The sequence below is a fragment of the Geodermatophilus sp. SYSU D00703 genome, from assembly GCF_054050155.1.
On record NZ_JBJGYU010000010.1, the window covers coordinates 24,741 to 39,301 of the forward strand.

General features: G+C 74.4%; 11 protein-coding genes. 9 read left to right on the top strand and 2 right to left on the bottom strand.

The genetic code is table 11. The features are described from left to right. From ACI782_RS12070 to ACI782_RS12100, 7 genes are all read left to right on the top strand, one after another. The gene (locus ACI782_RS12070) at positions 1-702 is read left to right on the top strand and encodes an ABC transporter ATP-binding protein (RefSeq protein ID WP_456909426.1); all 702 of its coding nucleotides are present in this window, start codon (positions 1-3) and stop codon (positions 700-702) included. A 183-nt stretch (positions 703-885) separates the two neighbouring features. Continuing rightward, positions 886-2,616 (top strand): 2,3-epoxybenzoyl-CoA dihydrolase, encoded by a 1,731-nt coding sequence (gene boxC / locus ACI782_RS12075; protein ID WP_456909428.1) that lies wholly within the window; start codon positions 886-888, stop codon positions 2,614-2,616. A 2-nt stretch (positions 2,617-2,618) separates the two neighbouring features. Further along, entirely contained in the window at positions 2,619-4,100 is a 1,482-nt protein-coding gene (boxB, locus tag ACI782_RS12080; protein ID WP_456909430.1) for a benzoyl-CoA 2,3-epoxidase subunit BoxB, read from the top strand. A gap of 11 nt (positions 4,101-4,111) precedes the next feature. Continuing rightward, on the top strand, positions 4,112-5,788 hold the full coding sequence (locus ACI782_RS12085; protein WP_456909432.1) for a benzoate-CoA ligase family protein: 1,677 nt from the start codon (positions 4,112-4,114) through the stop codon (positions 5,786-5,788). A 2-nt stretch (positions 5,789-5,790) separates the two neighbouring features. Further along, complete coding sequence (locus ACI782_RS12090; RefSeq protein WP_456909434.1) at positions 5,791-6,714, top strand: LLM class flavin-dependent oxidoreductase; 924 nt, start codon at positions 5,791-5,793, stop codon at positions 6,712-6,714. Positions 6,715-6,761: 47 nt separating this feature from the next. Further along, positions 6,762-7,190: a hypothetical protein gene (locus tag ACI782_RS12095; RefSeq protein ID WP_456909436.1), complete on the top strand. Its 429-nt coding sequence runs from the start codon at positions 6,762-6,764 to the stop codon at positions 7,188-7,190. A gap of 14 nt (positions 7,191-7,204) precedes the next feature. Continuing rightward, positions 7,205-8,503, top strand: a complete 1,299-nt coding sequence (locus ACI782_RS12100) for an ANTAR domain-containing protein (protein WP_456909438.1) — start codon at positions 7,205-7,207, stop codon at positions 8,501-8,503. Positions 8,504-8,516: 13 nt separating this feature from the next. Here ACI782_RS12100 and ACI782_RS12105 read toward each other — a convergent pair whose 3' ends face one another. After that, entirely contained in the window at positions 8,517-10,514 is a 1,998-nt protein-coding gene (locus ACI782_RS12105; RefSeq protein WP_456909440.1) for a CheR family methyltransferase, read from the bottom strand. Between the two features lie 4 nt (positions 10,515-10,518). Next, positions 10,519-11,550 (bottom strand): chemotaxis protein CheB, encoded by a 1,032-nt coding sequence (locus tag ACI782_RS12110; protein ID WP_456909442.1) that lies wholly within the window; start codon positions 11,548-11,550, stop codon positions 10,519-10,521. Positions 11,551-11,988: 438 nt separating this feature from the next. On the opposite strand from ACI782_RS12110, the gene ACI782_RS12115 reads away from it, so the two are divergent. Then, the gene (locus ACI782_RS12115) at positions 11,989-12,816 is read left to right on the top strand and encodes an IclR family transcriptional regulator domain-containing protein (RefSeq protein ID WP_456909444.1); all 828 of its coding nucleotides are present in this window, start codon (positions 11,989-11,991) and stop codon (positions 12,814-12,816) included. 455 nt (positions 12,817-13,271) lie between these two features. After that, positions 13,272-14,561, top strand: a complete 1,290-nt coding sequence (gene larA, locus ACI782_RS12120; RefSeq protein WP_456909446.1) for a nickel-dependent lactate racemase — start codon at positions 13,272-13,274, stop codon at positions 14,559-14,561.

Below are 14,561 nucleotides of genomic sequence, written 5' to 3' on the forward strand. Positions count from 1 at the left end.
GTGCTCGAGGTCCGCGGACTTCGGTCCGGATACCGGCGCAGCACCGTGCTCCAGGGGGTCGACCTCGACGTCGACGCGGGCCGGGTGCTGGGTCTGCTGGGACGCAACGGGGTCGGGAAGACCACGCTGGTGCACACCCTCATGGGCCTGGTGCCCCCGTCGGCGGGGACGGTGCGGCTGGAGGGCGTCGACCTGACCGGCCGCCGTCCGGACGTCGTCGCGCGGGCCGGGGTGGCGATCGTGCCGCAGGGCCGGCGGGTGTGGGCGCCCCTCACCGTCACCGAGCACCTGGACCTCGCCGCGCGGCGCGGCCGCGGCCGGGGACCGTGGGACGTGCCCCGCGTCCTGCGGCTCCTCCCCCGGCTCGGGGAGCGCCGCCGGCACGCGGCCGGGCAGCTCTCGGGTGGGGAGCAGCAGATGTTGGCGATCGCCCGCGCCCTGCTCACCAACCCGCGGCTGGTCCTCATGGACGAGCCCTCCGACGGGCTGGCCCCGACGGTCGTGGACCTCGTCGGCGAGGCCGTCGCGGGGATGAGGGCGGAGGGCACCACGCTGCTCGTGGTGGAGCAGGACCTGCACCTGGCCTTCGCCGTCGCCGACGAGATCGCGGTGATGGACAAGGGCCGGGTCGTGCACCGCTCCTCCACGCCGGAGTTCCGCCGCGACAGCTCCGTCGCCCGTGCGCTGCTCGGGGTGGCCTGAACCGGTCCGCCAGGGCGCTACATCCAGGGCGACTGTTGCATCCCATCGTGTAGCACGTCAGGATGGGTGACGGCCGTCACACCCCACGGCGCGGCGACGCCCCGGGCGGCACCGCGACCGAGGTCGCACGGACAGCGGAGCACCGTCGGGCACGAGCCCGGCGAGCGCCAGCGAGGAGGACCCGTGACCACCCTCGACGACCGCTCGGCGAGCACGGCCGAGGGCCCGCCCTCCGTGGTCGAGCCGACCGCTCCTCCCGAGGTCTCGTTCGACACCTCCCCGGAGCGGTACCGGCACTGGACGCTGTCGGTCGACGGCGACATCGCCACGCTGACCCTCGACGTCGCCGAGGACGGCGGGATCGTCCCGGGCTACGAGCTGAAGATGAACAGCTACGACCTCGGCGTCGACATCGAGCTGCACGACGCGGTGCAGCGGATCCGCTTCGAGCACCCCGAGGTCCGGGCGGTGGTCGTCACCAGCGGCAAGGAGCGGATGTTCTGCGCCGGCGCGAACATCAAGATGCTCGCGGCCTCCCCCCACGGCTGGAAGGTGAACTTCTGCAAGTTCACCAACGAGACCCGCAACGGCATCGAGGACGCGTCGGCCTCCTCCGGCCTGCCGTTCCTCGCCGCGGTCAACGGCAGCGCCGCCGGCGGCGGCTACGAGCTGGCGCTGGCCTGCGACCGGATCGTGCTCGTCGACGACAACTCCTCGGCGGTCTCCCTGCCCGAGGTCCCGCTGCTCGGCGTCCTCCCGGGCACCGGCGGGCTGACCCGCGTGGTCGACAAGCGCGGCGTCCGCCGCGACCTCGCCGACGTCTTCGCCACCACCGCCGAGGGCGTCCGCGGCGAGCGCGCGGTGCGCTGGCGCCTGGTCGACGCCCTCGCCAGGGCCCGCGACTTCCCCGCCGAGGTCGCCCGCCACGCGGCCGAGCTGGCCGCGACCTCCACCCGCCCCGGCGCCGGGGCGACCGGCATCCGGCTGACCCCGCTGCGCCGCGAGACCGACGGCGACACCACCCGCTACGAGCACGTTCGCGTCGTCCTCGACCGGGACGCCGGGACCGCCGCGATCACGGTGCTCGGCCCGGACGCCGTCCCCGGCAGCGTCGAGGAGCTGCACGAGCAGGGCGACGCCGCGTGGCTGCTGGCGGTGAGCCGCGAGCTCGACGACGTCGTCCTGCGGCTGCGCACCAACGAACCGGCGACCGGCACCTGGCTGCTGCGCACCGAGGGCGACCTGGCGACCACCGCCGCCTACGACGAGTTCCTCCTCGCGCACCGCGACGACTGGCTGGTGAACGAGACGATCGCCTTCTACCGGCGGGTGCTCAAGCGGCTGGACACCACCTCTCGCAGCCTGTTCGCGCTGATCGAGCCCGGGTCCTGCTCCGCCGGCGCGCTGGCCGAGATCGCCCTGGCCGCCGACCGCCAGTACGTGCTGGAGGGGCAGTTCGAGGACGACGAGGACCCGGCGCCGCCCGCCGCGATCCGGCTGGACGCCTTCAACACGGGCCTGCTGCCGATGGGCAACGGCCTGACCCGGCTGCAGGTGCGCTTCCTGGGCAGTGCCGACGAGCTGGCCGCCGCGGAGGCCGCCACCGGCCGCGACCTGCTCGCCGCCGACGCCGCGGAGCTGGGCCTGGTCACCAGCACGCCCGACGACATCGACTGGGACGACGAGATCCGGCTCGCCGTCGAGGAGCGGGCCAGCTTCTCCCCCGACGCGCTCACCGGCATGGAGGCCAACCTCCGCTTCGCCGGCCGGGAGACGCCCGAGACGAAGGTGTTCGGCCGGCTCACCGCCTGGCAGAACTGGATCTTCCAGCGGCCCAACGCCGCTGGCCCCGAGGGCGCCCTGCGCCGTTACGGCACCGGCCAGCGGGCCGACTACGACAGGAAGCGGGTCTGACGATGACGGCCACCGAATCGACGCCGACCACGGGCACGGTCACCGGCGACGCCCCCGCCCCCACCGGCCCGCTGTCGACGATCGACTACAGCGAGCGCATCCCCAACAACGTCGACCTGGCCGGCGACCGCAGGCTGCAGCGGGCGCTGGAGGGCTGGCAGCCGAAGTTCCTCGACTGGTGGAAGACCCTCGGGCCCTCCATCCCGACCCACGACGTGTACCTGCGGACGGCGATCGCGGTCGGCCGCGACGGCTGGGCGCACTTCGACCGGGTGCCCATGGAGCAGTACCGCTGGGGCATCTTCCTCGCCGAGCGCGACCCCGACCGGACCATCGGCTTCGGCCGCCACAAGGGCGAGCCGGCCTGGCAGGAGGTCCCCGGCGAGTACCGCGCGGACCTGCGCCGGCTGATCGTCATCCAGGGCGACACCGAGCCCGCGTCGGTCGAGCAGCAGCGGCACCTGGGCATGACCGCGCCGTCGCTGTACGACATGCGCAACCTGTTCCAGGTCAACGTGGAGGAGGGCCGCCACCTCTGGGCGATGGTCTACCTGCTGCACGCCTACTTCGGCCGCGACGGCCGCGAGGAGGCCGAGCAGCTGCTCCAGCGCAACTCCGGTGACTACGACTCGCCGCGGATCCTCAGCACCTTCAACGAGGCGACCACCGACTGGCTGTCGTTCTTCATGTTCACGTACTTCACCGACCGCGACGGCAAGTACCAGCTCGGCACGCTCAAGGAGAGCGGCTTCGACCCGCTGGCGCGCACCTGCACCTTCATGCTGAAGGAGGAGGCGCACCACATGTTCGTCGGGACGACGGGCGTGCAGCGCACCGTGCAGCGCACCGCCGAGCTGATGAAGGAGCACGGCACCGACGACGTGTGGGAGCACGGCGGCATCCCGCTGTCGGTGATCCAGAAGTACCTGAACCTGCACTACTCCCTGTCGCTGGACCTGTTCGGCTCCGAGGTCTCCTCGAACGCGGCGTCCTACTTCACCGCCGGGCTCAAGGGCCGGTGGATGGAGACCCGCCGCAAGGACGACCACGTGCTCACCGACCTCACGATGGACGTCCCGGTCATCGAGGACGGCGTGATGACGACGAAGACCGTCCCGATGCTCACCGCGCTCAACCTGGACCTGCGCAACGAGTACGCCGACGACTGCCGCGCGGGGGTCAAGCGCTGGAACGGCGAGCTGGAGAAGGCGGGCCTCGAGCCCACGCTGTACCTGCCGCACCAGGGCTTCTCCCGCAAGGTCGGCGCGTTCGCGGGTCACTCCGTGACGCCGTTCGGCGAGATCGTCGACGAGGCGACCTGGACCGCGCAGGCCGACGAGTGGCTGCCGACGGCGGAGGACCGGGCGCGGGTCGCCGAGCTGATGGTGCCCTGCCACGAGGCCGGGGAGTTCGCGAGCTGGATCGCGCCGCCGTCGGTGGGCATCAACCAGCTGCCGGTCGAGTACGACTACGTGCGGTTCTGAAGAAGGCTGCCGTGTCCCTCCTCGACGTCCCCTCGCCCGCGGCGTCCCTCCCGGGCGTCGTCCCGCCGAGCCCGGAGCTCTTCAACGCCGCCGACTGGCTGGTCAGCCGGCACGCGCGAGCCACCCCGCACCAGCGGGCGATCACCGCGATCGACCTCGACGGCAGCGTCCGCACGGTCACCTACGGAGAGCTCGACGAGGCGGTCACCGCGTTCGCCGCGGCGCTGATCGCCTCCGGCGTCCGCCCCGAGGAGCGCCTGCTGCTGTGCATGGGCGACACCCCGGAGCTGGTCACCGCGTTCCTCGCCGGGCTGCGGATCGGCGCGGTCCCGGTACCGGTCAGCACGATGCTCACCGCCAAGGACATCGCCGTCCTCGCCCGGGACAGCCGGGCCCGGCTGGTCGCGCTCAGCGCCGAGTTCACCGGCCTGGCCCCGGCCGTCGGCAGCCTGCGCGACCTCGCCGACGTCGTCGTCCTGACCGGCGACGCGCTGCCGGAGGTCGCCGGCACCCGGGTGCGCAGATGGGCCGACTTCGTCGCCGCCGGCGCCGGGTGCCGCGAGCAGGCCGCCGAGCCCTACCCGACGATCGCCGACTCCCCCGCCTTCTGGCTCTACACCTCGGGCACCACCGGCATGCCCAAGGGGGCGATGCACCGGCACGGCTCCCTGCGGGACACCGCCGAGACCTACGCCCGCGACGTGCTGGCCATCGGCCCGGACGACGTCACCTTCTCGGTTGCCAAGTTCTTCTTCGCCTACGGCCTGGGCAACAGCCTGACCTTCCCGTTCGCGGTGGGCGCGAGCACCGTCCTGGACCGGGCGCGGCCGAACCCGGCGAGCACGCTGCGGGTGCTGCAGGAGCACCGGCCGACGCTGTTCTTCGGCGGGCCGACCTACTACGCCGCGCTGCTGGCCGCCGGCCTGCCCCCCGACGCGTTCGCCGGGGTGCGGGCCTGCGTCTCGGCCGGGGAGGCGTTCCCGGCCGCGCTGTTCGAGCGGTTCACCTCGACGTTCGGCGTGGAGGTGCTCGACGGCATCGGCTCGACGGAGATGCTGCACATCTTCATCAGCGGCCGCCCCGGGCGGACCCGCGCCGGCGCCACGGGCGAGATCGTCGCCGGGTACGAGGCGAAGATCGTCGACGACGAGGGCGCGCCCGTGCCCGACGGCACCCCCGGACACCTCTACGTCCGCGGCAGCTCGGCCGCCACCGGCTACTGGCAGCGCACCGAGGTGACCCGGCGGGTCTTCCAGGGCCCCTGGGTGCGCACCGGCGACACCTACGTGCGCAGCGCCGACGGCTACTACTCCTCGCTCGGCCGCACCGACGACATCATCAAGGCCGGTGGGATCTGGGTCTCCCCCACCGAGGTCGAGGAGCGGCTGCGCCAGCACGCCGACGTCACCCAGGCCGTGGTCGTGTCCATCCCGGACGCCGACGGGCTGGACAAGCCGGTCGCCTGCGTCGTCCTCCTGCCCGGCGCGGCGACGACGGCCGAGGACCTCGTGGCCTTCTGCCGGGAGGGTCTGGCCGCCTTCAAGCGCCCCCGGCACGTGCTGGTGTTCGCCGAGCTGCCCACGACGGCGACCGGCAAGCTGCAGCGCTTCCGCATCCGCGAGCTCGCGCTCGCCCGGTTGCGCGGCGCCGCCCGCTCGGACGACCTCACCTCCGGCGGCCAGGCCTGACCGTGCGCGTCGTCCTGAGCCTCAGCAGCGACCAGACCGCCGTCGCCGCGGAGGCCCGCGCCGCCGAGGACGCGGGCTACGACGGCGTGGCGGCCGGCGAGCACCTGTTCTTCCACAGCAGCCACCCGAACGGCTTCGTCGCCCTGGCCGCGGCCGCGGGGGCGACCAGCCGCATCCGCGTGCTCAGCGCCCTGACCGTCGTCCCGCTCTACCCGGCGGCGCTGGCCGCGAAGCTGGCCACCACGCTGGACCGGGTCAGCGGCGGCCGGTTCGACCTCGGCGTCGGCGTGGGCGGCGAGTACCCCCCGGAGTTCGTCGCCGCGGGGGTCGACGTCACCGAGCGCGGCGCGCGGGCCGACGAGGCGCTGGAGCTGTTCCGCGCGCTGTGGGCCGGCGGCCCGGTCGACTTCGCCGGCCGCTTCACCCGGGTGCCCGGCCTGGCCCTCGACCCGGGGCCGGTGCAGCCCGGCGGCCCGCCGATCTGGCTCGGCGGGCGCCGCCCGGCCGCCATCCGCCGGGCCGGCCGCTTCGGCGACGTCTGGATGCCGTACATGTACGCGCCCGAGCAACTGGCCCGCAGCCTCGCCGAGGTGCGCGAGGCGGCCGAGGCCGCGGGCCGGGACCCGGCGGCGGTGCGGGGAGCGGTGTTCTGCTGGGGTGGGGTCGGCGAGGACCCCGCCCGGTCCCGGCAGCAGGTCGTCGACACGGTCAGCGCGGTCTACCAGCAGGACTTCGACCCGCTCGCCGACCGCTACCTCCTGCACGGCCACCCCGACCGCGTCGCCGCCCGCGTCCGCGAGTACGCGGACGCCGGCGCCGAGACACTGGTGTTCTCCCCCGTCGGCCGGGGCCCCGAGCGGGCCGCCCTGGTCGAGCTGTTCACCGCCGCGGTCCTGCCGCAGCTGCGCGGCGACCCGGTCCGGTGACGTCCGCCGACCTGTGCGACGGGGCGGCACGGGAGGACAATCGCGCCATGTCCGAGGAATCCCCGGGCCGCCAGGCGGCGTCGCGGGCCGCCGAGGCCGGGATCCGTGCCCGAGAGATCGCCCAGCGGCTCGCCCGCATGAGATCCGAGCACGCGCCCTCGCTCGAGGACGTCGAGTCCGCGCAGCAACACGCCGGCGAGGCCGCGGCGCGCGCCCAGGAGGCGCACGACCGGGCCGTGTCCGGCCACGAACGGGCCGCGCGGGGCCACGAGGCCGCGGCGGAGGCGCACGAGAAGGCCGCGCAGCAGGGGATCGGGAACCGCGACGAGCACCTGCAGCGGGCGGCGGAGCACCGACGGGAGGCGGTCGCCGACCGCGCCGCCGCGCGGGCCGAGGCCCTCCACTCCGCCTCCGTGCACCCGGACGAGGGAGCGGAGCCCGCCGGTGCGGAGCCGGACGGCGTCAGCGCCACCTGACCGAGGGGAACGACATGGGAACCGACTCCGATCCGGCTGCGCGGCCCGACGGGAGCCTGCCCGTGGAGGAGGCGCTGCGCACCCTCGCCGACCTCGAGGTCGCCCACGAGGAGCTCCGGGTCGCCGAGGAGGAGGTCCGTGTCCAGCAGGCCCAGATCGAGCAGCTGCTCCGACGGTACGAGACCGAGCGCCGGTGGCGCAGTCACCTGTCGGGACTGGCCCCGGTGGCACTGGGCAGCACGGACGGCGCCGGGGCGCTGCTGGACGCCAACACCGCGCTGGCCGCCCTGCTGGAGGTGCCGCTGGTCCGCCTGCGGGGCAAGCCGCTGAGCGTCTTCCTCACCCCCCACGACGTCCCTGGGTTCCGGTCGGCGGTGCGCGACCTCTCGACCGGCCGGGCCACCGAGCGACGGCTGCACGTCACGGTCCGCGGCCGCCGGCGCGGCGAGACCCCCGTCGACATGTTCGGCTTCGTCGACGTCCCCGACGGCCAGGGCCCCGGTACCCGCCTGCAGTGGGTGCTGCTCCCGGTCCAGCCGCCCGAGGAGGCCCGGGCCGCCAGGGACCTGCCGGCCACGCCGGCGGAGCTCTCCCCCACCGAGTCCCTGGGGCTCGCGGCGGCCCTGGCCGAGCTCTCGACCCTGCCGATCGGCGAGGACGACCGCCAGCGGCTCCTCACCCGGATGGCGGTCCTCGTGCGCAGCGCCGTCCCCGCCGCCGCCGCGGTCAGCATCACCCTCGGCTCCCCGCTGGAGCCGCAGAACCTGGGCAGCGACTCGGTCGGCGCGCAGGCCTTCGACGGCCTGCAGATGCAGGCCGGCGAGGGCCCGTGCTGGGACGCCCACGTCACCGGGACGGCCGTGCTGTCACCGGATGTCACCGCAGACGAGCGGTGGCCGACTCTCGGGCGCATGGCCGCGGGGGACGTCCGCGGCGTCCTGGCGCTCCCCCTGCGCGAGGGTGAGCAGCCGGTCGGTGTCGTCAACGTGTACGCCGCGACGGTCGACGCCTTCGGTCCCGACAGCTTCCGCATCGCCGAACTGGTGGCCGCGGCCGTGGGCGGCGTGCTGCAGAGCGTCGCCGAGCGGGAGTCGCTGCGGGAGCTCGCCGCCAACCTGGAGAAGGCGCTGACCTCCCGCGCGGTCATCGACCAGGCCAAGGGGGTCCTCATGGCCCGCCTCGGGATCGATGCCGACGACGCGTTCGCCCGGCTGGTCGCGTTGAGCAACCGGCTCAACGTCAAGCTCCGCGACCTGGCCCAGTTGGTGGTCGAGGGTCACGCGTCGGAGGTGATCGCCGCAGCGGAGCGGTGAGGCCGGCCCTTCCTCAGCCGTCGATCGGGTCCATCAGGACGACGGCCCCCCGCCGCTCACCCGGCGCCTGGGTGAACGGCGTGACGGTCAGCCGGACGCGCACCGGCCGGCCCCGCCGGTTGACCGCGTCCACCTCCACCGTGTCGTGCCCGTCGCCCTGGTCGGAGACCTGCCAGCGCAGCAGCGGGTGCAGCGGGCCCATCGGCAGGCCCATGTCCAGGTTGAGCAGGTGCTGGCCCTGCACCTCGTCCTGCCGCAGACCCCAGAGGTCCTCGGCCGCCGCGTTCCACACCAGCACCCGCAGGTCGGCGTCGACCACGACCACCCCGGCACGGAAGCTGCCGAGCACGCCGTTCATGAACCGGTTGACCGCGCCGACCTCGTCGGTGGTCGCGCGCAGCTCCTCGTTGGTGGAGTGGAGCTCGTCGTTCATCGACTGGAGCTCCTCGTTCATCGTCTCCAGTTCCTCGTTGGTCGACTGGAGCTCCTCGTTGGTGGTCTCCAGCTCCTCGACCGTCGACTGGAGCTCCTCGTTGGTGGTCTCCAGTTCCTCGTTGGCCGACTGGAGCTCCTCGTAGGCGGTCTCCAGCTGACGGTTGGCGACCTCCAGCTCGCGCTGGAGCCGCCGGTACCGCGTGACGTCGTCGAAGACCACCGTCGTGCCCAGCAGCTCGCCGTCCTCGCGGTAGATCGGGACGATCTGGACGTCGAACACCGTCGGCTCCTGCCCGGGCCGCCGCCGCTCCACCCCCCGCAGCCACAGCGGCCGGCGGGTCTGCCCCGCCTCGGCGATCGACGAGCGCAGCTCCACCGGCCGGTAGGAGATCTCCAGGTCCTGGAAGGGCCGGCCGACGTCCCGCTGGTCCACGCCGAACACCCGCTCGGCCTGGCGGTTCACCACGGCCAGCCGGCCCTCGGAGTCGATGGCCAGCTGGGCGGCCGGTCCGGAGAGGAGGGCCTCCCGCCGGAGCCGGGCGAGGTTCTCGTTGACGGGGTCGGGGACCGCGCGCACCGGGGGGACGACCGGTCGCCGCTCCGGCGTCGAGGCGCCGTCCCGCTTCCGGAAGAACCGGCGGGTGAGGTCCACCGGGGTGAACAGCTGGTTGTGCGACAGCAGCATCTCCGCCTTGCCGAGGAACAACACGCCGCTGGGGTTGAGCGCGTAGTGCAGCCGGCCCAGGATCCGCGCCTGCGTCTCGGCCGTGAAGTACATGAGCGTGTTGCGGCACAGCAGCAGGTCGATGTGCGAGATCGGCGCGTCCTGCACCAGGTCGTTGCGGCCGAAGATCACCGAGCGCCGCAGGTCCTTGCGGAACGCGAACCGTCCGCCCTCGACGGTGAAGTACTCCCGGATCTGGTCGGGGGTGAGGCCTACCATCTCCCGCTCGGTGAACAGCGCCTGCCGCGCGGAGGTGAGCGCGTCCTCGTCGACGTCGGTCGCGTAGATCTTCACCCGCTTGCGGAACTCGTCGGCCCCGAGGGCGTCGGCGAGCAGGATCGCCAGGCTGTAGGCCTCCTGGCCGGAGGCGCACCCGGCGCTCCAGACCCGGATCGCCGGGCCGCTCGCCGCCAGCAGGTCCGGCAGCAGGTCCTGGCGCAGGTGGTCCCAGGCCGCGTGGTCGCGGAAGAAGCTGGTGACGTTGATGAGGATGGTGTTGAACAGCGGCGTGAACTCGCCGGGGTGGACCTCCAGGTGGTCCAGGTAGTCACCGAACGAGTCGATGCCCCCCTCGGCCATGCGCCGCCGGACCCGCCGCATGAGGCTCGGGCGCTTGTAGCCGGTGAAGTCGAAGCCCCGGCGCTCGCGCAGGAACACCAGGAGCGCCTCGAAGTCCGGGTCCGGGCCCGCCGCGGCGTGCGGGATCTCGGCCGCGCCCTCGTCGGCCGCGTCGTCCTCCGGGTCGTCGTCGACTGCGTCGAACGCGGGGTCCGGGTCGTCCAACGAGGAGGTGTCGACCTGCACGGTTCCCGGGTCGTCGTCCGCCCGGTGCCCGGAACTGCGCTCGTCCATCTGCTCAGGCCTCGTTCATCTCGTCGGGCAGGGCGCTCCCGCTCAGCTCCCCGCGGTGCAGCAGCCGACGCAGCAGGGCGGCCGCGTCCTGCGCCTCGTCGTGCCGCTGCTGGAAGCGCAGCGCACTGTGGTTGTGCCCGCGCTCCCGGGCGCGCCGGCCCATCTGCAGGCTGAGCGCCGCCCGCTCCTCGAGCCCGCGCAGCGCCATCCACAGGGCGCCCTCGAGCGCCTGGGACTGCTCCTCGGCCAGCGCCTCCGGGGACCACGCGTGCCCCACCCGACAGCGGTAGCGCTCCATCGCCCCCTCGGTGATGGTGAACAGCGCTCCGTGGCAGGTCGGACACCCGAACCCGGAGGGCACACCGGGCCGGTCCTCGTCGTCGAGCGTGTCGCCGTCCAGTTCGGCCATGGCGGTCTCCGTCTCCATGAGGTCGGACGGCGGCGGGACGTCCTCCACCTCGACCTTCTCGGTGAGCAGGCCGGCGAGCAGCGCCCCCATCTCGGCGACGGGTACGGCGTGGTCCGCGCCGCCGACCTCCAGGGCGTGCAGCGGCATGCTGGCGTACATCGCGTCCTCGGGGTGCTGCACCACCCCCAGCCCACCCCGGCTGCGGACGGCGACCATGCCCGCGGTGCCGTCGTCGAGCGCGCCGGAGAGCACGACCGCCACGACCCGGGGACCGGCCGCCCGCGCCGCCGAGCGGAACAGGACGTCGACCGCGGGCCGGTGACCGTTCTCGCGGGGACCCCTGGTCAGCGAGACCACGGAGTCCATGACCATCAGGTGGTGGTCGGGCAGGCAGACGGTGACCGTCCCGGGCTGCAGCGGGGCCCCGTGCTCGGCCGCGCGGACGGGGAGTGCGGAGACCCGCTGGAGGATGCGCGGCAACGAGCTGCGCCCGCTCGACGGCATGTGGAGCACCACCAGGACCGCTGCCGGCAGGTCGGCCGGCAGGCCGGCCAGCAGCTCGCGCAGCGCCTCGACCCCGCCCGCGGAGGCGCCGATCACCACGAGATCGCGCTGTGTCGTCGACACCTGGCCTCACCGTCCCTCGTCCCGCGACCGGCGGTCTGCAGTCCCGGGGTGTGCACGGAACGGTAGTTGCCTCGGCCCCCCGACACGCGGGAGACCGCCGCGCCGTCTGCCGGGCAGGTGGGCCGCCGGATCGGTGCCGTCCGGCCCGGGTCGAAGCCGCGGCCGGACGCACACGTCAGTGGTGTCGCGGCGCGCGGAGCCCTCCCCGCCCACGTCCTCGACGGCCTGGCACACCTGGGAGCCCCGGACGGCGTCCGGCCCCCGGTCGCCGACGCCGCACGCCGGCGGCCCGGCTCCGGCCGGCGCCACGGCACGCCCTCCTGATCACCGGCGGCCGGTCTCCCCCGTCGGGGTGCCACCGGCGGCGCGGGCGACGGCGGATGGGCGCGGCCGTCGATAGGGTCGCCTGCGTCGAGCACCGAGGCGGAGGGGGAGCCCATGGCCGGGCGCGGTACCGGGCCGGACTTCGTGGAGGCCCTCGCACGCGGCCTCGACGTCATCGCCGCGTTCAGCGCCGACCGCCCCACCATGTCGCTCACCGAGGTCGCCACCGCCACCGGGCTCGCCCGCCCGACCGCCCGACGGCTGCTGCTGACCCTCGAGGAGATGGGGTTCGTCCGGACCTCCGGTGGCGCCTTCCAGCTCACGCCCCGCGTGCTCAGCCTCGGCATGGCCTACGTCAGCTCGCTCGGCCTCTGGGACATCGCCCGGCCGCACCTCGAGGCGCTGGTCGCCCGGACCGGCGAGTCGTCGTCGATGGCCCAGCTGGACGGGTCCGACATCGTCTACGTGGCCCGGGTGTCGGTGCCCAAGATCATCACGCTGCGGGTCGAGATCGGCACCCGCTTCCCCGCCGTCCGCACCTCGCAGGGGAAGGTGCTGCTGGCCGCCCTCTCCCCCGAGGAGCTCGACGCCGTGCTGGCGGAGCCCAGCCGCGCCGGGCTGCCCGCGGCCGCGAACCCCTCCCCCGAGCAGCTGCGCGAGGAGCTGGTGCGGGTGCGCGCCCGCGGCTGGGCCCTGGCCGACGAGGAGCTGGCCCCGGGCATCCGCTCGGTGGCCGTCCCGGTCCGCGACCGCACCGGCGCGGTCCGCGCCGCCATGAACGTCACGGTGCACGCCGCCGAGACCACCACCGAGCGGCTCGTGCAGGAGCACCTCCCCCACCTGCTGCGCACGGCCGGCGACGTCAGCGCCGAGTGGGCGCTGTGGCAGACCCGGCCGCACGTCGAGACCGCCCGGCCGCAGGAGGGCCCGGCGACCGCCTGAGCGCCCCGGATCGGCCCGGCCGACGCTCACTCGGTCTCCGGCGCGGCATGCGGTGCGGGCCGTGCGGTCGCAGCCTCGAGCCGGCTGCTCACCGGCATCGAGAGGATCTTCCCGCCCAGGGCCGCGACGGAGAACGGCCCCTCGGACGCCTCGCCCCCCGCTGTCGGAGCCGCCGGAGTCCCCGGTGGCGGTGGGTGCAGCGACCACGGTCCCCGTCAACCGCCGGAACGTACACCTGTCCGTTTCGAGTCGGCGACGGTCTCGGGCGACCGCGCAGGCGCGCGCAGGCGGGGATCGGTCGGCCAGTCTCGGCAGCGACGCGCGCCTGTGTCACGGGCCACGTTCTCCCAGCGGAAGACCGGGTCCGCCGGGCAGACTGAGGTGCTCACACTGGCTGTGGCGACGGTGGACGTACACGCGGTCGGCATGCGGACCAGAGGACGGACGGCGCACCCATGACCCTCACCTCCCCGGCCGGCACGGTGGCCCTCGCCTACGGCCGCGGCACCGTCGAGGTGCCCCGGGCCGAGGGTGCCGTGGTCATCACGCCGCACGACGACCCCGCCCTGCGCGACCCCGCCGCCGCGCTCCGGGCGGCGCTGCGCGCTCCCCGCGGCGCTCCCCCGCTGGCCGCGCTCGTCCGGGACGGCATGTCCATCGCCGTGTCGGTCTGCGACGGCACCCGGGCCCAGCCGCGCGAGCCGGTGCTGCGCGCGCTGCTGGAGGAGATCGACGGCGCGGCCCGCGGTTGTGAGGTCACCGTCCTCGTCGCCACCGGGACCCACCGGGGCAACACCCCCGAGGAGCTGCGCGCGATGCTGGGCGACGAGGTGGTCGCCCGCTGCGAGGTGGTCAACCACGACGCCCGGGACCGCGACTCCCTCACCTTCGTGGGCACCGTGGGGGACGGCGTCCCGCTCTGGCTGAACTCCCGGTGGCTCGAGGCCGACCTGCGGATCACCACCGGGTTCGTCGAGCCGCACTTCTTCGCGGGCTTCAGCGGCGGCCCCAAGATGGTCGCGCCGGGCCTGGCCGGCCTCGACACCGTGATGGTCCTGCACGACGCGGCCCGCATCGGCAGCCCGCTGGCGACCTGGGGCGTGGTCGAGGACAACCCGGTGCACCGTGACATCCGGGCCTGCGCGGCCGCCGCGCCGCCGGACCTCGCCTTCGACGTGCTGCTCGACCGCGCCAAGCGCATCACCCACGTGGTCTGCGGCGAGCTCTCCACCATGCACGCGCACGCCTGCGAGCTGGCTCGCGCCGCCGCGATGCGCGCGGTCCCCGAGGCGATGGACGTCGTCGTGACGACCAACTCCGGGTTCCCGCTGGACCAGAACCTCTACCAGGCGGTGAAGGGCATGGCCGCCGCCGAGCGGGTGGTCCGACCCGGCGGGACGGTCGTCGTCGCGGCCGAGTGCGCCGACGGGCTGCCCGCCCACGGCTCCTTCGCCGAGGTCCTGGGGTCCGCTCCCGACCCGGCCGGGCTGCTCGAGCTGATCGGCTCCCCGGGGTTCAGCGTGCCCGACCAGTGGCAGGTGCAGGTGCTGGCCCGGGTCCTCGCCAAGGCCGACGTGCGGCTGTTCTGCTCGGGCCTGCCCCCGGAGGAGGTCCGGGCCGCCCACCTGGTCCCGGTGACCGACCTGGCCGGGGCGATCGCCGAGGCCGTCGAGCGGCACGGGGAGCGGGCCCGGGTCTGCTACCTGCCCGAGGGGCCGCAGACGATCCCCTACCTGGCCGGCTGA

What these genes read in the sequence shown, in the direction of transcription:
- boxB (WP_456909430.1), top strand. Translation starts at nt 2,619, where the DNA reads ATGACGGCCACCGAATCGACGCCGACCACGGGCACGGTCACCGGCGAC.
- ACI782_RS12095 (WP_456909436.1), top strand. Translation starts at nt 6,762, where the DNA reads ATGTCCGAGGAATCCCCGGGCCGCCAGGCGGCGTCGCGGGCCGCCGAG.
- ACI782_RS12100 (WP_456909438.1), top strand. Translation starts at nt 7,205, where the DNA reads ATGGGAACCGACTCCGATCCGGCTGCGCGGCCCGACGGGAGCCTGCCC.
- ACI782_RS12105 (WP_456909440.1), bottom strand. Translation starts at nt 10,514, where the DNA reads ATGGACGAGCGCAGTTCCGGGCACCGGGCGGACGACGACCCGGGAACC.
- ACI782_RS12115 (WP_456909444.1), top strand. Translation starts at nt 11,989, where the DNA reads ATGGCCGGGCGCGGTACCGGGCCGGACTTCGTGGAGGCCCTCGCACGC.
- larA (WP_456909446.1), top strand. Translation starts at nt 13,272, where the DNA reads ATGACCCTCACCTCCCCGGCCGGCACGGTGGCCCTCGCCTACGGCCGC.